This window comes from Brucella sp. 22210, from assembly GCF_052045675.1.
In the GTDB taxonomy this organism is placed as follows: Bacteria; Pseudomonadota; Alphaproteobacteria; order Rhizobiales; family Rhizobiaceae; genus Brucella.
This window is the reverse complement of the sequence record NZ_JBQEPD010000001.1, coordinates 311,301-335,293: the sequence shown is the minus strand read 5'-3', so window position 1 is coordinate 335,293 and position 23,993 is coordinate 311,301. Positions and strand designations below refer to the sequence as shown.

Here is a 23,993-nt window from a genome sequence, read left to right as displayed (position 1 = left end):
AACCGCGTGAAACAAAAGATTGAATGCGAATGGCCGCGACCTCATGCGAGATCACGGCGCAAAGGCAGATCAGTTTTCGAGCTGCGACAGACGCTGCGGCGCGACTGCACAGATGATGTCGCTCGCCCACTGGCTGAAATCGACAGGCGAAGACTTGCGCAGGTTTGCGCGTGCTTCGCGGATCATCTGCTGACGGTGCATTTCGTCATCCATGCAGACGGACTTGCCGTCCCAGCAGCGGTTCACGATGTCGTGGAACAGCGTCTGGTCATTATAGGTGAAGAACTGCACCGCATGCTTTTCGCTCGGCTGAACCAGCGATGCATAGCGATCGCGGCCCAATTCTTCGCCCTTGGCCTTCACGTCGGCAACCCATTTGTCGAAGTCGGCCTGATTGTAGGAATGCGCCTTGAAGCGCATCTGGGCAAAGCCCTGACCGCTGTAATTGGCGGAAATACCGTCGAACTCGCCTTCATGGTTGGCGACGAGATGCAGCTTCGTCTGCATGCTCGGCATGGTGTAGACCATGCTGCCCAAAGCCGGAATGAAGAAGGAGTTCATGATGTTGCTGGAGGTCAGCTTGAAGTTGACCGGAACATCGACGGGCATGGCCATTTCATTGACGCTGGCGACGCCCAGATCGGGATAGATGAAAAGCCACTTCCAGTCGAGCGCAACCACTTCGACATTGATCGGCTTCACGCTGGATTCCAGCGGGCGGTACGGATCGAGCTTATGCGTGCTGATCCAGGTAACCGTGCCGAGAACCACGATGATCGCCAGAGGAATGAGCCAAACGCCCAGTTCGATCTTGGTGGAGTGGTGCCAGTCGGGCTGATAATCCGCCTTTTCGTTCGTGGCGCGGTACTTCCAGGCGAAGAACAGCGTCATGAAGATGACGGGCAGCACGACGAGCAGCATGAGGCCGGTCGCAAAAAGGATGAGATCGCGTTCTGCTACGCCGACCTCTCCCTTTGGAGAGAGAAGAACCTGGTTCTCGCAGCCGGCAAGAAACGCAGTCAGGGCCAGTACGGCGAACGAAGCGATCGTCCGAGGGATGCCGAGTTTCATTTGTCTTTCCATCCTGCACCGATGCGATCTGAAAATCTGAAACCCACTGCCACAGATGATTGCGGTCAGGCGTCTCAGTTCTTCAGATCGCACCAGAGCGATTTCGTCGTCAGTGTGGTTTTGAACCTGAAATCCCTTCCAGGCTGCCCAGACATTGGGAACCGCAGAGGTTCATCATGTCGCGAGCGTCAAATCCGGCACGTATGTCGTTTTTCAGTTTTCGGTAAATTCTGAAAATTCCAAAAGTACCGTTATATCGAATAATTCCGTTTGTCACCTGTCTGGCGAGATTTGTGCTGGATCGTAATGTCGCGGTCAAAACCCCGCAAAACGGACTCCAATTGGCGGAAACAGGCATCTCCGCAAGCGCCTGATCACGGGGAATGGAACCCCTTTTACGCCGACGCGGCGGTGAATTAGCCTTTCATCACCATGCATGCAAGTACGACCAATGGATAAATCCCGGCTTTTCCGCCCTGTGGCGAGACAACAAACAACATTGTGAAGTCGCCGAGCCACGACTAAGACAATCTGGCTAGAGAGAAAGGCGCCCCATGATTTTCGCAGACTTGCCGCTCGATGAAGCCGAAGGCGCCGTACTCGCCTATGCGGTAACGGCAGGTGCGCTCGTCCTGCGCAAGGGAACCGTGCTGAACAGCGAATATTGCGTGGCCCTGCAACAGGCTGGCCTCACAAGCGTTCTCGCTGCCCGCTTCGAGCCCGGCGATATCGGCGAAGACGAAGCCGCACAGGCAATCGGGACCACACTCGCCTCCGCTACAATCCATACCGGCGCGGCGACCACCGGACGTATCAATCTTTTCGCCAGTGCAGACGGTGTCTTTTGCGTCGACCCGTCCCGTATCGACGCGGTCAACGCGCATGATGCGCGCATTTCTCTCGCGACGATCCGCAATCATATGCGTGTGGAAGCCGGTCAGATGGTCGCGACCGTCAAGATCATCCCCTTTGCCGTACCGAAAAGCCTGGTTGACGACATATGCCCCCTACTCGACGGAGACCGGGCCATTGAGGTCAAGGCGTTTCGCCCGTTACGTATCGGCCTGATCCAGTCGCGCCTCCCCTCGATCCGCGAGACTGTTCTCGACAAGACGCGCGAACTGATGGAAAAGCGCACGGCGCGCAATAGCGGCATATTGATTGTCGAAAAACGTGTCGCCCACGAGACGGAAGCGCTCGGCAGCGCCATAACTGACCTGAGCAGCGGCTGCGACATTCTTGTGATTTTCAGCGCATCGGCGGTCGCCGACGCCACCGACATCGTGCCGCGCTCAATCCTGCAAAGTGGCGGACAAATTTTGCGCGTTGGCATGCCGGTCGACCCCGGCAATCTGCTCGTGCTTGGAAAGCGCGACGGCCAATATATCGTCGCCGCGCCGGGATCGGCCCGCAGCATGCGGGAAAACAGCCTCGACTGGGTGCTCGACCGCCTGATGGCAGGCATGGCCCTCAGCTCAAAAGACCTGTCCCGCATGGGTGTTGGCGGTCTTCTGTTATAAGCTATTGCTGAGAGCGCGTTTCGATCTGATTGGATCAGATCGGCGCTCTAACAGTTTGTTATAACGCGCATCTTGTCCGAAAACCGTTTCACACTTTTCGGGATGCGCTCTAGATTTCGTAGTCGAAAACCAGAATACCATCGAGACCGCCCTCGGCAGCTTCGACGAGACCCTTGCCGACCTTGACGTGTTCCGGATGCGGGAGATAGGCGTCACGCGCCGCAGCATCGGCAAAATCCACTACAAAGCCGTGACGAAAGCCTTTTTCCAGCCGTTCAGGGCTGTTGTTGGCACCGGTGGTGACGGAAATGATGCCATCGATCTTGCCCTTGAGAGCAACGACCGAAGCCAGCGCCTGATCAATGGCTGCACCATCGAGTTCCGGCTTGAACTTAATCAGAACAATATGACGTATCATGAGGTTCACCGCTGTTTGGAAACAGTGTTTCTTACGCCAATTCGTGCCTGCCGGAAATGCAAAAAGGCAAATCGTAAGAACGCCCAAAAACGAAAAAGGCCGGGATGAACCCGACCTTCCGCTTTCACCTGAGTTGACGCCGGTTCATCCGCGGTCGTCTTCCCAAGTGAATTCCCGATACGGAGCTAGACATAAGCCCTCTCCGTTTCAAGTTTGTGACATTCCCGAACAATTCCGCCGTCGGGTAGAAATTCGTCTGCCGAGGCAGGCCGCCTGATATCAGGCCGCCATCGCCGTTTCGGCATATTCGGGATGATTGTAATTCCAAATCTCGACCAGACACTGATGCATCAAATCGAGATCAACCGGACCAATCCGGCTCAAGACCAGATCAAGATCATCGCGCTCAACACCACGGTTAAGAAGCTCGACAATCGCTTCCGTCAGAATCATTTTATCGTCAAATCTGTAGCGCTGCATAAACCTGCTCCGCTATCTGCCCCAGCTCTTCATGATTTCAGACTAGACACTTATGGTTAACCGAGGCTTAAGCCACAGAAAACTTACGCAACTTTGACTGACACCACGCAACTGACGCGAATATTTACCCCTGACGGCTTATCGCCGTTTCCCAATATGAATTATGAAATGCACGCTATAAAACAGTCAGAATATAGTCAGACCGAACAAGAATAAGTCTCATTCTTACTCTATGTTCGGATAAAGCCAAGCAAAAACTGGCGATGGTATTTATTTCACAAAACTCTTTTAAAGCGTTCACATGACTTTTTTCAAAAGATACGCCCGATGGTCGTTCAATTGCGTCAAGCTTGGCGCACTTGCTGCTTTGATTGGCGCAAGTGTGCTGGGCGGCTATTTGTATACGATCCAGTATAATGGCAATGTCCATGCGATTGTGCCCGGACAGGCTTATCGCGCAAACCAGCCCGATCCTGCGCGGATTGCTGCGCTGCAAAAAACCTATGGCATCAAGACCATTATCAATCTGCGCGGCCCGGAACCGGGGTCGCGCTGGTATGACAGGGAAATCGAGACTTCCGATGCTCTTGGTATCCACCATATGGATTTTGAAATGTCGGCCAGCAAACGGCTTACGCCCCAGCGCGCGCGGGAATTGATTGCACTGATGCAGAGCGCAGAAAAGCCGATCCTCATTCACTGTAAGTCAGGTTCGGACCGCACGGGTCTCGCGGCAGCGCTTTATGTAGCAGCCATCTCCAAGGGAGGCGAGCGCAAGGCAGAACAGCAAATGTCCATCGCCTATGGGCATTTCGGTTTTCCGGGCAGCCCCACCCACGCGATGGAAGACACTTTCGAAGAGCTTGAACCGGCTCTCGGATTTCACGATTCCTGACGGTTCATCTCTCACCTGAACCCTGAATGCAAAAAACGCCGGGACAAGCCCGGCGTTTCCTTATTTGCTCGAAAAGTCTTATTCGAGGCCGACGATCTTGCCGTCATCCCACTTGAAGATGTCGAAGCTCGGCGAGCTGAGGTCGCCGTTTTCGCCATAGGTCAGTGTGCCGATCGCGGTTTCGATAGGCTTGCCGTCATGCAGAGCCTTGGCAACGGCAGCCGAATCATCAGCCGAACCGGCGCTTTCGATACCAGCCTTGATGACTTCAACAGCAGCATAGGCGTTCATCGTGAAGGCTTCAGCCGGGATGCCCTTGGCCTTGAGCGCTTCGATAGCGTCCTTGGAAGCCGGGTTCTTCGTGGCGTCCTTTGCGTTGGTGAACAGCGTGCCCTGTGCGTTGGTGCCGCCGATTGCCCAATATTCGGTGTTGGACAGGCCTTCACCGCCGAGAACCAGTGCCTGCATGCCAGCGTCATGCAGCTGACGCGACAGCAGACCGCCTTCAGCATGGTAGCCGCCGAAATAAACGACTTCAGCGCCTGCCGACTTCAGCTTGGTAACCAGCGCGCTGAAATCCTTGTCGCCCGGGGTGACGGAGTCATAATGAACTTCCGTAATACCGCCCTTGTTGATCGCAGCCTTGAAAGCGTCGGCCAGACCCTTGCCGTAAGCGCCCTTATCGTGGATCACGGCGACCTTCTTGTCCTTCATGGTCTTCAGAACAAAATCAGCCATGACTTCAGCCTGCTGGTCGTCGCGGCCGCAGGTGCGGAACACGTTTTCCAGCTTGCGTGCGGTCAGGTCCGGGCCGGTAGCGGTCGGGGTGACCATCAGAACGCCGTTTTCCGAGAAAACGTCGGATACTGGAATGGCAACGCCGGTCGTGACCGGGCCAACGACGAACTTGATGCCGTCGCCGACAATCTGGTTGGCGGCGGAAACGCCCTGCTTCGGCTCACCGGCATCGTCGGCGAACTTCAGAACGATCTTCTCGCCCTTGATGCCACCAGCCTTGTTGATGACTTCGGCAGCGGTTTCTGCGCCCTTCTTCACCTGATCGCCGAAAGCGGCAACCGGACCCGTCAGCGGTGCAACAACGCCGATGGTGATATCCGCATAAGCGGCGCTGGCAAAACCGAGTGTAGCTGCGAAAGCTACGCTGGACAGAAGTTTCAGGTTCATTCTTTTTCTCCTTTGGTGGGGCGCCGTCCAGGGACGCGCCCTCATCTAACCCATGATGGCAACCCATCCGGTCAATTCTCAGCGCTCATATGCTGCCGAATTGCCGGGCCCTCCCTTTTGTTTCATCTTACGATTTCAAAGGGTCGATCCAAAAGCGCGCCGCACCGCACCCAAAAAGGGACTGGAGCCATAATATTATCCAAAACAGCCTCGGCGGTTTCGGAAAACTGCTCCAAAACGGGAGCCGCTTTCGTGATGTGCTAAGAATGCATTTCCGGCTTTCGATTGCAAGGGGCCAAGTACCCACAATTACAACGAAAATCGGCTCCTCCCTTTTATGCGTTCCCTCCCTTCCATGATGGTGATTGTTTCGCAAAAAAGGCCGCGATCCCTTCCGCGGCCTCTGGTGTTTCCCATGTGTCGGCAAGACGGGTCAGCGTCATATCGATGACGGCTTCGTCAATCGGCGCGACCAGCGCATGCACGAGCCGTTTCGACGCCGCAACCGCCGCCGGTGCAGTGGAAAAATAGGGCTTAATCTCCTCCTCCATCGCCGCATCCAGTTGTTCAGCCTCGACCACCCGATGCAACAGGCCGATGCGCATTGCCTCCTGCGCGTCGAACAATCTGGCAGAGGTGAACATGCGCAGCGCATTCGCCTGCCCGATGCGCGCCACGACATAGGGGCTGATCGTTGCCGGTATCAGGCCAAGCTTTGTCTCGGTAAGCCCGAAGCGCGCGCCAGCAACACCGATGGCGGCATCGCAGACGCTAATGAGACCGACACCACCGCCGTAGGCCTGACCGTTGACGCACCCGATCAGCGGCTTTGGCAGATCGCGGAGCGCCTTCAGCATCAAGGCAAGCTTGCGCGCTTCTTCAATCCGCTGTGCGCGACTGGCATTCACCTGCGCCTGCATCCAGCCCAGATCGCCGCCCGCGCAAAAGCTCTTGCCCGCGCCCGTCAAAACGACAATCCTGACCGCAGCATTATCGGCGAGATGCAGCGTCGCGGTGGTCAGTTCATCGATCATCAGGCCGGATAGCACATTGTGCTGCTCCGGCCGGTTCAGCGTCAGCGTTGCAACGCCACGTGCATCAATCGCAACATCGATGGTATCAAAGTCGCTCATGCAGCTTTATCCTGACGCAGCGCCTGCGCGAACAATGCCGCCGACCGCAGCTTGTCCAGATCGAGCCCGGTTTCAAAACCCATTTCATGCAGCATTTCGACGACGGAAACTGTATCGACATTGCCCTTTGCGCCCGGCGCAAACGGGCACCCGCCCAAGCCGCCGACCGAAGCATCGAAAACCCGCAGACCCTTTTCCAGACTGACGCGGATATTGTCGAGGGCGCGGCCTCCCGTGTCGTGATAATGGCCCGCCAGACTATGTGCGGGCGCAATCGCCAACACTGCATCCAGCATGGCAGCAACCTTGTCCGGCGTACCGCGCCCAATCGTGTCGCCAAGGCTCACCTCATGGCAACCGAGTGAGAACAGTTGCTCGGTGACATCGGCCACGGCCTGCGGCGCGGTCGGTCCGTCATAGGGACATTCGACAACGCAGCTGACATAACCGCGTATCGCCAACCCGTCATTGATCGCAGCACCGATAACCGGCGACAGGCGCTCAATGCTTTCGGCAATCGTGCAGTTGATATTGGCTTTCGAAAAACCTTCCGAAGCGGAAATGAAGACCGCGACCTCGTCCGCATTGGCGGATGCCGCCGCCTCATAGCCCTTCATATTCGGCACGAGCACCGAATAGCGCACGCTGTCGGCGCGACGAATACCGGCCATCACCTCTGCCGCATCGGCCAGTTGCGGCACCCATTTCGGGCTGACGAAACTCGTCGCCTCGATGCGGGCATAACCGCAACCGGACAGGCGGTCGATCAGCGCGATCTTGTCAGCCGTCGGCACAAAGCGCTTCTCGTTTTGCAGCCCGTCACGTGCCGCCATTTCAACGATTTCGACATGGTCAGCCATGGTCTTCCTCCAATTCGACAAGCAGCGCGCCTTCATTGATCTGATCGCCCGCTGCGACCGTCACCGTCGCAACCTTGCCGTCGCGCGGCGCGGTCAGCGACAGTTCCATCTTCATCGCTTCCATCGTCACCAGCGGATCGCCCTTGGTGACGATGGCGCCCTCCACGGCGGACACAAGCCGTACCAGTCCCGGCATTGGCGCCAGAATGCGGTTTTCGGTGGCGGCGTCATCTTCCGCTCCGGCAGACAGCACATGATGAAATATGGTGTCGCGCCCGTCGAACTGCACCGTCACATCCTGCCCGATCCGCACAGCAGATGCTTGCGCCACGCGACCGTCCAGGCCGAACCGAACCACACCGCTTTCGTGACTGCGGATTTCGACCAGGCCGAAGTCGAAGCCGAAACGCCCCTGATCATCGATCGTGAAGCGGATCGTCCGGCGATCACCCTGATGATCCAGCGTGACCGACCGCGATGCATCGCCCCAAAGACGGAAACCGCGCAGGCTGGTCCATGGATCATTTTGGGGATCGTCTTTTGCCGGTGCATCCAGCAGATCGAGCGCCGTCAATGCCGCCAGTGCAAAGGCGATTTCCGATGGCGGCTCATCAGCAAATAATTGCCCTGCCTCACGGGCAATCAGCCCGGTGTCAACATCGCCGCTGCGAAAAGCGTCCAGCTTGCAGAGTGCCGACAGAAACTGGCGATTGGTGACAAGACCGGCAATGCGGGTCTTGTCCAGCGCCGCGTCCAGCCGGTTCAGCGCTTCGTCGCGATTGCGGCCATGGACGATGATCTTCGCGATCATTGGATCGTAGAACGGTGTGATCGTATCGCCAGACCGCACACCGGAATCAGTGCGCGCCTGCTCAGGCGGAGCAAACAGCGCAAGCTTGCCCGTTGCGGGCAGAAAATCACGGGCCGGGTCTTCCGCATAAAGCCGAGCCTCGAAAGCCCAGCCATGGATGGCAAGTTCGTCCTGTCGCTTCGGCAAGGTTTCGCCCGAGGCCACGCGCAATTGCCACTCGACCAGATCGAGGCCGGTGATCGCCTCCGTCACCGGATGCTCCACCTGCAAGCGTGTGTTCATTTCCATGAAGAAGAACCGGTCAGGCTGCAGCCCTTCCGAAACATCGGCGATGAACTCCACCGTGCCTGCGCCGGAATAGCCAATGGCCAGTGCGGCCTTCACCGCGGCTTCGCCCATGACCGCACGCATATCCGGCGTCATGCCGGGCGCTGGCGCTTCCTCGATCACCTTCTGGTGGCGACGTTGCAGTGAGCAATCGCGCTCGAAGAGATGCACCGCATTGCCGTGATCATCGCCAAAGACCTGCACCTCGATATGGCGCGGCTTGGTCATGTATTTTTCCACCAGTACCGCGCTGTCACCGAAAGAGGCTTCCGCCTCGCGGCGCGCGCTGTCCAGTGCTGCTGCGAAATCCGCCGCCTGATTGACGCGGCGCATGCCCTTGCCGCCGCCGCATGCGCGTGCCTTGATCAGCACGGGATAACCAATACGGTCCGCCTCGCTTTTAAGGAAAGCGCCATCCTGATTGTCGCCGTGATAGCCCGGCACAACCGGCACACCGGCTTTTTCCATCAGTGCCTTGGCAGCGTCCTTCAGCCCCATGGCGCGGATGGCTTTTGCAGATGGGCCGATGAAGGTGAGACCCGCCGCCTCGACGTCGTCGACAAACCCGGCATTCTCCGAGAGAAAGCCATAGCCCGGATGGATTGCCTCTGCGCCGGTTTCCAGTGCGGCTTTGATGATCGCCTCGATATTGAGATAGCTTTGCGCCGAAAGCGCCGGGCCGACGCGGACGGCCTCGTCGGCCATCTCCACATGGAGCGCATTGGCATCCGCATCCGAATAAATCGCCACCGTGGCGATACCGAATTCACGCGCAGTGCGGATGACCCGGCAAGCTATTTCCCCGCGATTGGCAATCAGTATTTTCCCAAACATCTGATTACCTCCCTACATTCTGAACAAGCCAAAACGCGTCGGCTCGACCTGCGCGTTCAGCGTTGCGGAAAGCGACAGTCCCAGCACTTCACGGCACTTGCGCGGATCGACAACGCCATCGTCCCAAAGCCGCGCAGAGGCATAAAGCGGGTGGCTCTGGCGCTCGAACATGTCGAGTGTCGGACGCTTGAACTCCGCTTCCTCTTCAGCCGACCATGTTCCGCCGGTGCGTTCAATCCCGTCACGCTTGACGGTTGCCAGCACGCCCGCCGCCTGTTCGCCGCCCATCACCGCAATGCGGCTGTTCGGCCAGGTCCACAAGAAGCGCGGCGAATAGGCCCGCCCCGCCATGCCGTAATTGCCTGCGCCATAGGATGCGCCGATCAGCATGGTGATTTTCGGCACATTGGCCGTTGCCACAGCTGTCACCAGCTTGGCACCATGCTTGGCAATGCCCTCGGCCTCATATTTGCGCCCGACCATGAAGCCGGTGATATTTTGCAGGAAAATCAGCGGAATATTGCGCTGGCAGCAAAGCTCGATGAAATGCGCGCCCTTGGTGGCCGCTTCGGAAAACAGCACACCATTATTGGCGATAATCCCGACCGGCATGCCGTAGATGCTGGCAAAACCGCAAACCAGCGTGGTGCCATAGCGCGCCTTAAACTCATCGAAGTCCGAGCCGTCGACCAGCCGCGCGATCACTTCGCGCACATCATAGGGAATGCGCGTATCGGCAGAAACCACGCCGAGCAGTTCTTCCGGGTCGTAAAGCGGAGCAGCACCGTCGCCCTTCGGAATGAAGGAGCGTTTTTCGCTGTTGAGATTGGCCGCGATGGCGCGCGCAATCTGCAAGGCATGGGCGTCGTCATTGGCCAGATGATCGGCCACGCCGGACAGCCTTGTATGCACATCGCCGCCGCCGAGATCTTCCGCCGTCACCACTTCACCGGTTGCGGCCTTAACCAGCGGCGGACCGGCCAGAAAGATCGTACCCTGATTGCGCACGATCACCGTCTCGTCGCTCATGGCGGGCACATAAGCACCGCCTGCGGTGCATGACCCCATGACCACGGCAACCTGCGGAATGCCCGCCGCCGACATCTGCGCCTGATTATAAAAGATGCGTCCGAAATGGTCGCGATCCGGGAATACCTCGTCCTGATTGGGCAGGTTAGCCCCGCCGGAATCAACCAGATAGATGCAGGGCAAGCGATTCTCGCCCGCGATCTCCTGCGCCCGCAGGTGCTTTTTCACGGTTACCGGGTAATAGGTGCCGCCTTTCACCGTCGCATCGTTGCAGACGATCATGCATTCGCGACCCGATACGCGCCCGATGCCGGTAATGATGCCGCCGGATGGCGCAGCGCCGCCATACATGCCGTGCCCCGCCGTCAATCCAACTTCCAGAAAGGGCGATCCCGGATCCAGCAATTGCGCAACGCGGTCACGGGGAAGCAGCTTGCCGCGAGAAACATGACGCTCGCGCGCTTTCTCACCACCGCCATCGATGGCAAGGCGAGACGCCTCGGCAACGATATCGATGGCCTCAAGCATGGCTTTGCGGTTGGCCTGATAGGTCGCGCCGCGCGTCGATATCTCGGATTTCAGAACCGGCATTAACGGGTCTCCTGAAACAATTCCCGTCCGATCAGCATACGCCGGATTTCCGACGTGCCTGCACCGATTTCGTAAAGCTTGGCGTCGCGCAGCAGACGCCCGGTCGGATAATCATTGATATAGCCGTTACCGCCCAGCGACTGGATTGCCTGCAAGGCCATCTGGGTCGCATTTTCCGCCGTATAGAGAATGCAGCCCGCCGCATCCTTGCGCGTCGTCTCACCCCGGTCGCAGGCCGCCGCCACCGCATAGGTGTAAGCGCGCGAGGCATTGAAGGTCACATACATGTCGGCAAGCTTGCCCTGCATCAGCTGGAACTCGCCAATCGGCTGATCGAACTGCTTGCGCTCATGCACATAGGGCACCACGACATCGAGACAGGCCGCCATGATGCCGAGTGGACCGCCCGCCAGCACTACACGTTCATAGTCGAGACCGGACATCAGCACATTGACGCCCTTGCCGACCTCGCCCAGCAGATTTTCCGCAGGCACTTCGCAATTTTCAAACACCAGCTCGCAGGTGTTGGAACCGCGCATGCCGAGCTTGTCGAGCTTTTGCGCCGTGGAGAAACCAGCGAAGCCTTTTTCTACGATGAATGCGCTGATCCCGCGCGAGCCAGCCGCCGGATCGGTCTTGGCATAGACCACCAGCACATCCGCATCGGGGCCGTTGGTGATCCACATCTTGTTGCCGTTAAGAACGTATCTGTCGCCCTGCTTTTCGGCGCGAAGTTTCATCGAAACAACGTCGGAACCGGCCCCCGGCTCAGACATGGCGAGCGCGCCGACATGTTCGCCGGAAATGAGCTTTGGGAGATATTTCGCCCGCTGTTCAGGCGAACCATTGCGCTTGAGCTGATTGACGCAGAGATTGGAATGCGCGCCATAGCTGAGGCCAATCGAGGCCGAGGCGCGGCTGATCTCTTCCATGGCCACGCAATGGGCAAGATAACCCAGACCCGCGCCGCCATATTCTTCCGGCGCGGTGATGCCGAGCACACCAAGCTCACCCAGTTCACGCCACAGATGCATGGGAAATGCGTTATTGCGGTCGGTTTCGGCGGCAAGCGGCGCAATGCGGCTTTCAGCGAAACGGCGCACAGTATCACGAAGGGCTTCGATCTCCTCGCCAAGACCGAAATTCATGCCCGAAGCAAACATACTCGTCCTCCACAAGTTCTGCCCGGTATCCGCCTTTCGCAAGACGGTTATGTTTGGTCAGAGTGTCCCGTGGCGGCCAAATAGGCAATGGCTTTACGCGGCGTTCTGTGGCTATTTATTGCCGGATAACGCAATTTTGTTGCGCATGTTATCCGGCAATTCCAAGCAGTTGGAGGTTGATCAGATCAATCCTCCTGAAGCTCGGTAATGTCGCGATAAAGCTCGAGTGCTTCCGGATTGGCCAGCGCCTCGCGGTTTTTCACGTCGCGACCATGCACGATATCGCGAACGGCAAGCTCGACGATCTTGCCGGATTTGGTGCGCGGAATATCCGCAACCGCAACGATCTTTGCCGGGACATGGCGCGGTGTCGCGCCGGTGCGAATCTTGGTCTTGATCCGCGCCTTCAGATCGTCATCGAGCGCCACACCTGCGGCAAGCCGCACGAAGAGCACAACCCGGACATCCTTGTCCCAGTCCTGACCGATGCAGAGCGCCTCAGCGATCTCCGGCATCTGCTCGACCTGATTGTAGATTTCCGCAGTACCGATACGCACGCCACCGGGGTTCAGCGTTGCGTCCGAACGGCCATGGATGACGATACCGTCATGCTCTGTCCATTCCGCAAAATCGCCATGACACCAGATATTATCGAAGCGCTCGAAATAAGCCGCCTGATATTTCGCACCGTCCGGATCGTTCCAGAATTGCAGCGGCATGCACGGAAACGCCTTCGTGCAGACCAGTTCACCTTTCTGCATGCGCACCGGCTGGCCGTCATCGTTCCAGACATCGACCGCCATGCCGAGGCCCGCGCCCTGAATTTCGCCCAGCCAAACGGGTTCCGTCGGCACGCCCAGCACGAAGCAGGACACGATATCCGTTCCGCCTGAAATGGACGCAAGATGCACATCCGGCTTGATGGCGTCATAAACAAAAGCAAAGCCCTCCGGCGACAAGGGCGAGCCAGTGGACGATACAGTACGCAGTGCCGAAAGATCGTGTGTTTCACCGGGCTTCAGACCGGCTTTCAACACGGCATCGATAAATTTCGCCGACGTGCCGAAATAGGTCATGCCTTCGGCCTGAGCATAATCGAACAGCACATTGCCATCGGGATAGAACGGCGAGCCGTCATAGAGCAACAAGGTGGCCCCGGAACCAATGCCAGAGGCAAGCCAGTTCCACATCATCCAGCCGCATGTGGTGAAGTAGAAGAAGCGGTCGCCTTCACGGATATCCGCATGGAGCTGCTGTTCCTTCAGATGCTGCAACAGCACCCCGCCGGCGCGATGGACGATACATTTTGGAATGCCGGTCGTGCCGGACGAAAACAGAATATAGATAGGATGATCGAAAGGCAGACGCGTGAACTCCACCGGCTTGGCGGCAAAGGCGCTCAGCGCTTCGTCGAGTGCAATGCCCTTTTCGGCTTTCTGCGCGACGGCTTCCGCCTCGCCTAGATAGGACACGATCACCGATCGCCGCAGTCCAGGCAGCTTTGCCGTTACCTGCGCGACCTTGTCGGCCACGTCGATGCGCTTGCCATTGTACCAATAGCCATCGCAAGCAAAAAACAGTTTTGGCTCGATCTGGCCGAAACGGTCGAGCACGCCCTGCACGCCGAAATCCGGCGAGCATGACGACCAGACGGCACCGATGGAGCTGGCAGCCAGCATCAGCGCAACCGCTTCCGGCATATTGGGCATCATGCCGGCAATGCGGTCGCCGGGTTCCACGCCTTCCGACAGCATGAATTGCTGGAGCTTTGAAACCAGCGCGTGCAGATCGTTCCAGCTCAGGCGACGTTCGACCTTGTCTTCGCCGCGGAAGACAATCGCGTCGTCCCGGCCCTGCTGGCGCAGAAGATTTTCCGCGAAATTGAGACGTGCTCCGGGGAAGAATTTCGCCTCGCGCATATGTCCCTTGTCGACAAGGGCCGTTTCGCCACGCTCGCCAATGACATTGCAGAAATCCCAGATGAGCGTCCAGAAGCCAGCGCGATCTTCCACCGACCAGCGATGCAACGCCGCATAATCCGGCAGGTCAAGGCCGGTGCGCTGTTCAGCGCGAATGCGGAATTGCTCCAGCGTGCTGGCTGCGATGCGTTGCGCATCGGGCTGCCACAGCGGATGGTCTTGCGAAAACTGCGTGGAAACTCCCTCAGTGCTCATCATTCCTCCCTACACAGGCGCAGCCAATGTCCGGTTACGAGCCGCGCCGCCTGAGATTTCTAAAAGAGACTTCCCGACAGGTCCATGTTTTTTCACAGCCATGCGTCGTGTCGGCGCATCACTCTTGCGTTTTCGCTCTGTTGTCCGCCCACATATCGATGCGTCGCACCGCCCAGCGATGGACCGGATTTTCAAACAGATGCCATGCGACGATAGCGGTACCGATGCTGGCAAGGACGGCCAAGCTCATCAGCACAATCGCACCGATGGTCGTTTGCCCCCAACTACCGGGAACCAGCTTGAAAAACACCACGCCGACCAGCGGGTGGAGAATGAAAATGCCGAAACTGTAGCGTGACATTTTCACGAAGCCGCTCCATTGCAGCGGCGTGTAGAGATTCTGTCGACTGGCCGCAAAAAGCACATAGATGCTGAAATAGAGAAAGACGAGCCGCCATGGCCCTTCAAGCGTTGCCGTGTTCGGAATTCCGCTATCCGGATGATAGAACAGAAAGATCACCAGACAGGCCGCCAGAGCGAGTTTGATGAAGCCATTTGGCAAATCGCCATGCTTCTGCCGCGCAAGCCACATGCCAAACAGGAAGGACGGCAAGACGCGGAAAACGCCAAGATCGGCAAACTGCACCCGCGTCAGGGACGGTGTTTCTAACACCCGCGCCGCATATTCGCCCCCAAGCAGAGCCGCGATGACCAGGACTAGCACCCAGTCACCGAAGCGCTTGCAGAGCCAGTCGAACAGCGGGAAGCACAGATACATCAGGAACAAGGCGCTGAGAGACCAGCTGACATAATTGTAGGAAAAGCTCTTTCCCAGCCCCCAGTTATGTACAAGCAGCAATTGAGCCAGCCCGTCACGCCAGTTCATGTTTGGCGGCACCGACGGGTGAAACAGCCCCGCAGCCGCCAGTATCGACATCAGGGCGAAACAGGAAAAGGCAGCCACATGTAACGGATAGATTCGCGCAAGCCGCTTGCCGACGAAAGACACGTAGCGGACGAAATTCCAATCATAATTGGAGCGAAGAGCCAGAAACAATCCAGACAGAATAAAAAAGATATCCGTAAAATAAGCAAATGTTAATATAACAGAATGCACCGCCTCATTGTCGACGGATACCCGGAAAGAATAATGGAAGAATGCGATCCCAAGACACAATACAAACCGAAGACCGTCGAAATCAGGTAACCGTTTCATCTAAATGACATCGCGAAAATACTGTAACATATTAGTCAGTATATGCTTCCACGATAAAGTCGAGCATGAATTGATCTAGCGGACAAAAAAATGACGAAAGACGAAGCCTGAACGACAGAAAACTCTCCGGCAGAGAGCGAAAGATGGTCATTCATTTCGGAGGAAATTTGGTGGAGCCAAGCGGGATCGAACCGCTGACCTCCTGCATGCCATGCAGGCGCTCTCCCAGCTGAGCTATGGCCCCATCAGACCTCTTTCGAGGTGGGCCAGGCAGAACTTGCTGCCCGGTGTGGCGGCTTATTAAATGGCGTTTGCCAGAAGATCAAGAGCTAAATCGCAACTCTTTTCACATCTGCGAAAATAATTTCGCCCAATGCTCACCTCCGCCGCCGGAGGTTGTGGAAAGCGCTCAACCATCACGCCAAAAAGAAAGGGCAGCTCGTGAGCTGCCCTGTCCACAATTCCAAAAAATCGAAGCGATTCCCGAAGGATCAGCCTTCTTCGTCGTCGCCGCCGACGCCACCGCCGAGGATACCCGACATATCGTCGTCCTCATCTTCCTCTTCTTCGAGGAAGGTGTCGTCATCGTCGTCGCCCAGATCAACGTCGTCGTCGTCGCCCATATCCGGCAGATCGTCGCCGCCGCCCTTCGCTTCGTCGTCGGCATCCTCGAGAGAAACGAAATCCGGCTTTTCCATTGCCGTATCCAGTTCTTCCTCTTCGGCTTCCTCTTCAACGACGCGCGCTTCTGCATTCGCGTCGAAATAGGAGCGCGGATAGGAGATGCCGGTGTAAGGCGAAACGATCGGATCGCGATTCAGATCGTAAAACTTCTTGCCCGTTTCCGGGTCGATGCGCTTGGTACCAAGTTCAGCTTTTGCCACGTTGAGCCTCGTGAGTTTTATTCCCGTTACGCCCGTGGCGCGTGGCCACTTTTATAAAGGGGGCATAAATTCATTTCAAAAACGCGCCTGCTGAGCTTCTCAGGCCACCACTATGGTTCTTATTATACCCCGGAGCCCGTTGCATAGCGAGAAAAGTGGGTGGTGCGCGCCTTAACTGTGTTGTTCGGTGCATAAACGCAATTTGGCGCATTTGTCAAAGCGAAAGACTCCGAATGACGCAGACTCTTTCTTATAGCTGCGTTCGGCAGCGTATCAGCGGCGTATTCGCGGATGACCGCTCACTATTACTATGCTAGTGAAGCCCCGCTTATCTCTTAATCCCGGCGCGTGTTCGCGCCAAAAATGCGACAGTGAAAAATCCATGTCCCATTCCGCTTCCCCGAAACCCGCAGTCGCCCGCCGCTCGGAGGCACTGGTCGGCGAAATTCGCATTCCGGGCGACAAGTCCATTTCCCACCGCTCTTTCATGTTCGGCGGCCTGGCATCGGGCGAGACCCGCATCACCGGCCTGCTGGAAGGTGAAGACGTCATCAATACCGGCCGCGCCATGCAGGCGATGGGCGCCAAGATCGAAAAGGACGGCGACGTCTGGATCATCAATGGCGTCGGCAATGGCTGCCTCCTCGAGCCGGAAGCCCCGCTCGACTTCGGCAATGCCGGCACCGGTGCGCGCCTGACCATGGGCCTCGTCGGCACCTATGACATGACTACCGCTTTTATCGGCGATGCTTCCCTGTCACGCCGCCCGATGGGTCGCGTGCTCGACCCGCTGCGCCAGATGGGCGTGCAGGTGAAGTCGACCGATGGCGATCGCATGCCGCTGACCCTCGTTGGACCGAGCGTCGCCAATCCGATCACCTATCGCGTGCCGATGGCGTCCGCGCAGGTGAAATCGGCTGTGCTGCTGGCCGGCCTCAATACGCCGGGCGTCACAACGGTTATCGAGCCGGTCATGACCCGCGACCACACTGAAAAGATGCTGCAAGGCTTTGGCGCCGACCTGACCGTCGAAACAGACAAGAACGGCGTGCGCCATATCCGCATCACCGGACAGGGCAAGCTGATCGGCCAGACCATCGATGTTCCGGGCGACCCGTCCTCGACGGCTTTCCCGCTGGTAGCGGCACTGCTGGTCGAAGGTTCGGATGTCACCATCCGCAATGTTCTGATGAACCCGACCCGCACGGGCCTGATCCTCACCTTGCAGGAAATGGGCGCGGATATTGAAGTCTTCAATGAACGCCTTGCCGGCGGTGAAGATGTCGCCGATCTGCGCGTGAAATCGTCCCGGCTGAAGGGCGTCACCGTTCCGCCGGAACGCGCGCCTTCGATGATCGACGAATATCCGGTGCTGGCCATCGCCGCGAGTTTCGCTGAAGGCGAAACGGTAATGGACGGGCTCGATGAGCTGCGCGTCAAGGAATCGGATCGTCTGGCAGCTGTTGCCCGCGGCCTTGAAGTCAATGGTGTCGATTGCACGGAAGGCGAAATGTCGCTGACCGTTCGCGGTCGTCCGGACGGCAAGGGGCTCGGCGGCGGTGTCGTCGCAACCCATCTCGATCACCGTATCGCGATGAGCTTCCTCGTTATGGGCCTCGCATCGGAAAAGCCTGTGACGGTTGACGACAGCACGATGATTGCAACCTCCTTCCCGGAATTCATGGACCTCATGACGGGGATGGGTGCGAAGATCGAGCCGAGCGAAGCCGAATGAAGCCATTCATCGTCGCCATCGACGGACCGGCAGCTTCGGGCAAGGGAACCCTTGCCCGGCGCATCGCCACGCATTACGGCATACCGCATCTCGACACCGGGCTGACCTATCGTGCGGTCGCCAAGGCGCTGCTCGACAAGAACCTGCCGCTCGACGATGAGCTGCTGGCCGCTGATGCCGCACGCCATCTCGATCTGCGCGAAATGGACAAGACCGTCCTGTCTGCACATGATATCGGCGAGGCCGCATCCAAGGTGGCGATCATGCCAGCCGTGCGGCGTGCGCTTGTCGAAGCTCAGCGCCATTTTGCGGCAGCCCTTCCGGCCAGCGTTCTTGACGGCCGCGATATCGGCACCGTGGTCTGCCCCAAGGCGGAGATAAAGCTGTTCGTCACGGCCTCGCCGGAAGTGCGGGCGGAGCGGCGTTTTGACGAGATCGTTTCGAAGGGCGGCACTGCCGATCTTGGCGAAATTCTCGCCGATCTGAAGAAGCGCGACCAGCGCGACACCAACCGCACTGATTCTCCGTTGCGCCCTGCTGAAGACGCGCACTTGCTTGATACAAGCGAAATGAGTATAGAAGCGGCATTTCTGGCGGCGAAAAACCTCATCGACGAGGCTCTCGCGCGTCACAAGGCATGATGATCAGGCTTTTTACGGCTCTTTGAGCTGAATTTGCCCCGGAAATGCTGGAAAAATGCCAGATCGGCCCTATATAGGCTGCTCTGATAGAGCATGGCCTCGAAAGTTGTAAAACAGTTTTCGAGAAAGGTCGTGCCGAATAATGAATAGTCTGACTTCGCGTTCCACGCGCCGGTTGTCTGCAAAGACGGAGCCGAGGTCGGACAGTGTACAACACGAACCCCCGGCGCCGCATCCGATGAACTTTCCGGATGCATCAGGAGTATATATGTCTCAATCCAACCCCTCCCGCGCAGATTTCGAGTCCCTGCTGGCAGAATCCTTCGCGCAAAACGATCTTGCTGAAGGCTATGTCGTCAAGGGCCGCATCGTCGCCATCGAAAAGGACATGGCGATCATCGACGCCGGTCTGAAGGTCGAAGGCCGCGTACCGCTGAAGGAATTCGGCGCAAAGGGCAAAGACGGCACGCTGAAGCCGGGCGATGAAGTTGAAGTTTACGTCGAGCGTATCGAAAACGCTCTCGGCGAAGCTGTTCTCTCGCGCGAAAAAGCACGCCGTGAAGAAAGCTGGGTCAAGCTCGAGCAGAAGTTCGCCAATGGCGAGCGCGTCGACGGCGTGATCTTCAATCAGGTCAAGGGTGGTTTCACCGTCGACCTCGACGGCGCTGTTGCCTTCCTGCCGCGTTCGCAGGTCGACATCCGTCCGATCCGCGACGTCACCCCGCTCATGCACGTCCCGCAGCCGTTCGAAATCCTCAAGATGGACAAGCGTCGCGGCAACATCGTTGTCTCGCGTCGTACCGTTCTTGAAGAGAGCCGTGCGGAACAGCGTTCGGAAATCGTCCAGAACCTTGAAGAAGGTCAGGTTGTTGAAGGCGTCGTCAAGAACATCACCGATTACGGTGCGTTCGTTGACCTCGGCGGCATCGACGGTCTCCTGCACGTTACCGACATGGCATGGCGCCGCGTCAACCATCCGTCGGAAATCCTCACCATCGGCCAGACGGTCAAGGTGCAGATCATCCGCATCAACCAGGAAACCCATCGTATCTCGCTCGGCATGAAGCAGCTCGAGAGCGATCCTTGGGATGGTATCGGCGCGAAGTACCCGATCGGCAAAAAGATCACCGGCACCGTCACGAACATCACCGACTACGGTGCATTCGTGGAAATCGAGCCGGGCATCGAAGGCCTCATCCACGTTTCCGAAATGTCGTGGACCAAGAAGAATGTCCATCCGGGCAAGATTCTCTCCACCACTCAGGAAGTCGAAGTCGTTGTGCTCGAAGTTGATCCGGTCAAGCGCCGCATCTCGCTGGGCCTCAAGCAGACCCTCGACAATCCGTGGACGACGTTCGCTCAGAAGTACCCGACCGGCACCGTTGTTGAAGGCGAAGTCAAGAACAAGACCGAATTCGGCCTGTTCATTGGTCTCGACGGCGACGTTGACGGCATGGTTCACCTCTCCGATCTCGACTGGAACCGTCCAGGCGAACAGGTTATCGAAGAGTACAACAAGGGCGAAGTGGTCAAGGCTGTCGTTCTCGACGTCGACATCGACAAGGAACGCATCTCGCTTGGCATCAAGCAGCTTTCCGGCGACAAGGTCGGCGAAGCAGCAGCTTCTGGCGACCTGCGCAAGAACGCCGTTGTAACCTGCGAAGTGACCGCTGTTACCGATGGTGGCCTCGAAGTTCGCCTGGTCGATCACGACCTGGAAAGCTTCATCCGCCGCTCGGATCTTTCGCGTGATCGCGAAGAACAGCGTCCGGAACGCTTCACGGTCGGTCAGAAGGTTGACGCTCGCGTCATCGCTTTCGACAAGAAGACCCGCAAGCTGCAGGTCTCGATCAAGGCGCTCGAAATCGCTGAAGAAAAAGAAGCTGTTGCTCAGTACGGTTCGACCGACTCCGGCGCTTCGCTCGGCGACATCCTCGGTGCCGCTCTGAAGAAGCAGGAAAAGAACTAATCTTTTCTCTTCTGACAAACATGGAAAAGCCCGCCTTCTGGCGGGCTTTTTCTTTGCGCTCCAAACCTGCGCCTTGGCTTGGATGTGCTAGGCTTCGCCACAGCCTTTTGAAAAGAAGCGTGGCCGGATAAATGCATAGCGACCAAATCCACATTGACGCCACTATCGCTCGCGCGGCAATCAGCAGCCAGTTCCCGGAATATAGCGGCACCCCTGTTGAGCAGGTGGGAACGGTTGGTACGGTCAATGCAATCTTCCGGATCGGAACATCCGTTGCTGCCCGCTTTCCCTTGCGCATGATGGATACGAGCGAAAGCGCCAATATGCTGCATAGCGAAATACTGGCCATGAGGGCGTTTGCGGAACATTCGCCTTTTGCAACGCCTCGCCCAATCGCAATCGGACGCCCCACATCCCGTTATCCGATGCACTGGTCGTTACAAAGCTGGATAGACGGCGATGTCGCCACGCCCGATGGACTTGCGGCCTCAAATGCTTTCGCGCTCGACATTGCTCATCTCATCGCAACGCTGCGGACCATCGATACCAAAGGCCAGACATTCGATCGCCTGGGCAGAGGCGGCAATCTGGCGGATCACGATGACTGGATGGACGTCTGCTTCAAAAACAGCGAGCGTCTTCTCGATGTGCCGCGCTTACGAAGCAAGTGGGATCGTCTTCGCCTGCTGCCCAAAATCGATCCTGATGTGATGAATCATGGTGATCTCATCCCAGCCAATCTGCTGGTGCAAGGTGAACGCCTCGTCGGCGTGCTGGACTGCGGAAGCTTCGGACCCGCCGATCCTGCGCTTGACCTCATCGCGTTCTGGCATCTTTTCGACAGCAAAAGACGGGAAATTGCGCGAGCGCGACTTCAATCGACACCTGTCGAGTGGAAGCGTGGCGCAGCCTGGGCTTTCCAGCAAGCCATGGGCCTGGTCTGGTATTATCGGCGCTCCAATCCAGCCATGAGCGACCTCGGACGCAGCACCCTTGCCCGCATTATGAACGCCCAAGAAATATAATCATGTTCACCAGAAGATGGAATATCATCACCAGCATGCAATATCCCAATTTATGACAGGCTTTAAATTCCGAAAATTAGTAAATATCAGAATTATCCTGTTTTAATTATCTCTAAAATTCAATTGACTCTCTCTATAATTCGATTTATCTCAAATTATTGCTTATACTTACTATTCTATATTTAGGAGAAATATATTGGGTACAAGGATTTCCATCATCGCGTCCGGAATTTTAGCTTTGTTGGCCTCTAGCGCCCATGCGGCGGATGTCATCATTCCGGAAACGCCTCTGGCACCAGCCGCTCCTATTGCCACGAACTTCAACTGGAGTGGCGCTTACATCGGCGGACAGGTCGGCTATGGTTGGGCGTCTTCCAAATTCTCAATGGAACCATCCTACACTTCCAAAGGAAATATGGACGGTTTTCTGGGCGGCATCTATGCAGGCTATAATTTTGACACCGGAACAGATGTAATCCTGGGCATCGACGGTGACTTCACGGGGACATCGGTTGGCAAAACCATCCCCTATGGAGACCTGACATCAGGTAAGACACGATTGCGTTGGTCTGGCGCCGCTCGCGCACGTGTGGGTTACGCTTTTGACCGGTTCCTGCCTTACATTGCTGGCGGTGCGGCTTTCGGCAATATTGGTGACAAGGCACATATTCTGGGCACGCAGCTCATCTCGCAGTCCAAGACACAGACCGGCTGGACTATCGGCGGCGGTGTTGACTATGCAGTCACCGACAATATCGTCACGCGCTTCGAATATCGTTACACCGATTTCGGCAAACGCAATCTTGATCTCGCCGTTCCCGGTATCAAGGCCAACGAGAAGATGAATTCGAACGATATTCGTCTCGGCGTCGCTTATAAGTTCTGATTGATCAGCTGACCTCTGTTCAGGAAACAGCCCTGTCTCTCACCGAGGCGGGGCTGTTTCCGTCAAACTAACCCCGAGCATATGAATCAGCCCGAGACTGATGACACCTAGCGACAACAGCGAAAGCACCGCCGTCAATGTCACGCGCCCGCCAGCCTGCGCGACAGAGCGGACATCAACACCAAGACCAAGCGCGGCCATCGAAATGATGGTGAGCAGCGTCGAGGCATATTGAATGCCGGGAAGCAGTGTTTCTGGAATGAGATGCAGTGAGTGTAGGGCCATCATCGCAAGAAAGCCCAGGATGAACCACGGCACCAGCTGAAAAAAGCCCGGCTTTGCACCCGCATCCTTGTTGCCCGCAAGCACAGCCAACGCCAGAATAACCGGACCGAGCATCAGTACCCGCACCAGCTTGACCAGCGTACCGAGCTGTACACTGATCGTCGCAACCGGAGCTGTCGCGGCCAGCACCTGCGGCACGGCATAGACTGTCAGCCCTGCGAGCACACCATATTGTGTATGAGACAAGCCGAGCAGCGGCACCAACAATGGCAGGCACAGCACCACGACCACGCCGAGAATTGCCGTAAACGCGATGGAGGCGGCAACATCCTCGCTTTCAGCCCCGATGACCGGCGCTGTTGCCGCAATGGCCGAGTTGCCGCAAATTGAATTACCGCAAGCCACCAGCACAGCCATGCGATGCGGCAGCTTCAGCAGTCGCCCAATGCCATAGCTCAGCGCTATCGCCACCACCACGACGCAGGCAATACCGAGAATTAGACCGGAACCGGCGGCGATCACCGCGCTGACGCTGATGGATGCGCCGAGAAGCACCACGGCGATTTCCAGAATCATCTTTGCCGAAAAGCCGATACCTTTGCTGAACTGCTTGCCGGGGCGCAGGAAAGTGCGCACCATCGTGCCGAGCAGAATGGCAATCACCAGCGCTTCGAGCCACGCTCTGCCGGCATAATGCGCCTCGATTTTCTCAAGACCGATGGCCACTGCGGCGACACCGATGCTGAGTGCAAGTCCGGGAAGGATGTTTTGGATTTTTGAGTATGTCATTATCGGCATTTCGTATCGAAAGAGAATTCCATTCCGATTTAATGCCTTACTTTCCCTGTTCAATCCATTTCA

The 23,993-nt window shown here is 57.3% G+C and carries 20 protein-coding genes and 1 tRNA gene; 7 read left to right on the top strand and 14 right to left on the bottom strand.

Going from position 1 to position 23,993, the window contains the following annotated elements; translation table 11 throughout:
* Nucleotides 1–69 precede the first annotated feature (69 nt).
* The gene (gene cyoA / locus ACTJKP_RS01615) at nucleotides 70–1,071 is read right to left on the bottom strand and encodes a ubiquinol oxidase subunit II (protein WP_113533738.1); all 1,002 of its coding nucleotides are present in this window, start codon (nucleotides 1,069–1,071) and stop codon (nucleotides 70–72) included.
* 554 nt (nucleotides 1,072–1,625) lie between these two features.
* On the opposite strand from cyoA, the gene ACTJKP_RS01610 reads away from it, so the two are divergent.
* A complete protein-coding gene (locus ACTJKP_RS01610) occupies nucleotides 1,626–2,591 on the top strand; it encodes a molybdopterin-binding protein (RefSeq protein WP_440629458.1) in 966 nt (321 codons plus the stop codon).
* A gap of 109 nt (nucleotides 2,592–2,700) precedes the next feature.
* Here ACTJKP_RS01610 and ACTJKP_RS01605 read toward each other — a convergent pair whose 3' ends face one another.
* Nucleotides 2,701–3,009 carry a Dabb family protein gene (locus ACTJKP_RS01605; protein ID WP_078337827.1) on the bottom strand — a complete coding sequence of 103 codons (309 nt, stop codon included), beginning with the start codon at nucleotides 3,007–3,009 and terminating at the stop codon, nucleotides 2,701–2,703.
* A 279-nt stretch (nucleotides 3,010–3,288) separates the two neighbouring features.
* The gene (locus tag ACTJKP_RS01600) at nucleotides 3,289–3,489 is read right to left on the bottom strand and encodes a hypothetical protein (protein WP_078337792.1); all 201 of its coding nucleotides are present in this window, start codon (nucleotides 3,487–3,489) and stop codon (nucleotides 3,289–3,291) included.
* A gap of 301 nt (nucleotides 3,490–3,790) precedes the next feature.
* Here ACTJKP_RS01600 and ACTJKP_RS01595 point away from each other — a divergent pair, with 301 nt between their 5' ends.
* Nucleotides 3,791–4,384, top strand: coding sequence for a tyrosine-protein phosphatase (locus ACTJKP_RS01595; protein ID WP_078337791.1), 594 nt, complete (start codon nucleotides 3,791–3,793; stop codon nucleotides 4,382–4,384).
* A gap of 78 nt (nucleotides 4,385–4,462) precedes the next feature.
* On the opposite strand, the gene ACTJKP_RS01590 is transcribed toward ACTJKP_RS01595, so the two are convergent.
* The 10 genes from ACTJKP_RS01590 to ACTJKP_RS01545 form a co-directional block, all read right to left on the bottom strand.
* Nucleotides 4,463–5,569, bottom strand: coding sequence for a branched-chain amino acid ABC transporter substrate-binding protein (locus ACTJKP_RS01590; RefSeq protein WP_078337790.1), 1,107 nt, complete (start codon nucleotides 5,567–5,569; stop codon nucleotides 4,463–4,465).
* A 335-nt stretch (nucleotides 5,570–5,904) separates the two neighbouring features.
* Nucleotides 5,905–6,702 (bottom strand): crotonase/enoyl-CoA hydratase family protein, encoded by a 798-nt coding sequence (locus ACTJKP_RS01585; protein WP_440629457.1) that lies wholly within the window; start codon nucleotides 6,700–6,702, stop codon nucleotides 5,905–5,907.
* Nucleotides 6,699–7,562: a hydroxymethylglutaryl-CoA lyase gene (locus ACTJKP_RS01580; RefSeq protein ID WP_440629456.1), complete on the bottom strand. Its 864-nt coding sequence runs from the start codon at nucleotides 7,560–7,562 to the stop codon at nucleotides 6,699–6,701. Before ACTJKP_RS01580 ends, ACTJKP_RS01585 begins: the two co-directional genes overlap by 4 nt.
* Nucleotides 7,555–9,534 carry an acetyl/propionyl/methylcrotonyl-CoA carboxylase subunit alpha gene (locus tag ACTJKP_RS01575; RefSeq protein ID WP_440629455.1) on the bottom strand — a complete coding sequence of 660 codons (1,980 nt, stop codon included), beginning with the start codon at nucleotides 9,532–9,534 and terminating at the stop codon, nucleotides 7,555–7,557. The genes ACTJKP_RS01580 and ACTJKP_RS01575 overlap by 8 nt, the downstream gene beginning before the upstream one ends.
* A 12-nt stretch (nucleotides 9,535–9,546) precedes the next feature.
* Nucleotides 9,547–11,154 (bottom strand): carboxyl transferase domain-containing protein, encoded by a 1,608-nt coding sequence (locus tag ACTJKP_RS01570; RefSeq protein ID WP_440629454.1) that lies wholly within the window; start codon nucleotides 11,152–11,154, stop codon nucleotides 9,547–9,549.
* Nucleotides 11,154–12,302 carry an isovaleryl-CoA dehydrogenase gene (locus tag ACTJKP_RS01565; protein ID WP_440629627.1) on the bottom strand — a complete coding sequence of 383 codons (1,149 nt, stop codon included), beginning with the start codon at nucleotides 12,300–12,302 and terminating at the stop codon, nucleotides 11,154–11,156. Before ACTJKP_RS01565 ends, ACTJKP_RS01570 begins: the two co-directional genes overlap by 1 nt.
* 200 nt (nucleotides 12,303–12,502) lie before the next feature.
* A complete protein-coding gene (locus ACTJKP_RS01560) occupies nucleotides 12,503–14,491 on the bottom strand; it encodes an acetoacetate--CoA ligase (RefSeq protein WP_440629453.1) in 1,989 nt (662 codons plus the stop codon).
* Between the two features lie 118 nt (nucleotides 14,492–14,609).
* Nucleotides 14,610–15,707: an acyltransferase family protein gene (locus tag ACTJKP_RS01555; protein WP_440629452.1), complete on the bottom strand. Its 1,098-nt coding sequence runs from the start codon at nucleotides 15,705–15,707 to the stop codon at nucleotides 14,610–14,612.
* A 168-nt stretch (nucleotides 15,708–15,875) separates the two neighbouring features.
* Nucleotides 15,876–15,951: transfer RNA gene (locus ACTJKP_RS01550), tRNA-Ala, on the bottom strand.
* A 247-nt stretch (nucleotides 15,952–16,198) separates the two neighbouring features.
* The gene (locus ACTJKP_RS01545) at nucleotides 16,199–16,591 is read right to left on the bottom strand and encodes a TIGR02300 family protein (RefSeq protein ID WP_078337784.1); all 393 of its coding nucleotides are present in this window, start codon (nucleotides 16,589–16,591) and stop codon (nucleotides 16,199–16,201) included.
* Nucleotides 16,592–16,973: 382 nt separating this feature from the next.
* Here ACTJKP_RS01545 and aroA point away from each other — a divergent pair, with 382 nt between their 5' ends.
* The 5 genes from aroA to ACTJKP_RS01520 all read left to right on the top strand — a co-directional run bounded on the left by aroA (nucleotide 16,974) and on the right by ACTJKP_RS01520 (nucleotide 22,847).
* Nucleotides 16,974–18,326: a 3-phosphoshikimate 1-carboxyvinyltransferase gene (gene aroA / locus ACTJKP_RS01540; protein WP_182514632.1), complete on the top strand. Its 1,353-nt coding sequence runs from the start codon at nucleotides 16,974–16,976 to the stop codon at nucleotides 18,324–18,326.
* Entirely contained in the window at nucleotides 18,323–18,967 is a 645-nt protein-coding gene (gene cmk / locus ACTJKP_RS01535; protein ID WP_440629451.1) for a (d)CMP kinase, read from the top strand. The genes aroA and cmk overlap by 4 nt, the downstream gene beginning before the upstream one ends.
* Before the next feature lie 268 nt (nucleotides 18,968–19,235).
* Nucleotides 19,236–20,936 carry a 30S ribosomal protein S1 gene (gene rpsA / locus ACTJKP_RS01530; RefSeq protein ID WP_078337782.1) on the top strand — a complete coding sequence of 567 codons (1,701 nt, stop codon included), beginning with the start codon at nucleotides 19,236–19,238 and terminating at the stop codon, nucleotides 20,934–20,936.
* A gap of 131 nt (nucleotides 20,937–21,067) precedes the next feature.
* Nucleotides 21,068–21,961, top strand: a complete 894-nt coding sequence (locus ACTJKP_RS01525) for an aminoglycoside phosphotransferase family protein (RefSeq protein ID WP_440629450.1) — start codon at nucleotides 21,068–21,070, stop codon at nucleotides 21,959–21,961.
* Between the two features lie 196 nt (nucleotides 21,962–22,157).
* Complete coding sequence (locus ACTJKP_RS01520) at nucleotides 22,158–22,847, top strand: outer membrane protein (protein WP_440629449.1); 690 nt, start codon at nucleotides 22,158–22,160, stop codon at nucleotides 22,845–22,847.
* Nucleotides 22,848–22,886: 39 nt separating this feature from the next.
* Here the strand turns inward: ACTJKP_RS01520 and ACTJKP_RS01515 are convergent, their stop codons facing one another.
* Entirely contained in the window at nucleotides 22,887–23,930 is a 1,044-nt protein-coding gene (locus ACTJKP_RS01515; protein WP_440629448.1) for a YeiH family protein, read from the bottom strand.
* Between the last annotated feature and the right edge of the window lie 63 nt (nucleotides 23,931–23,993).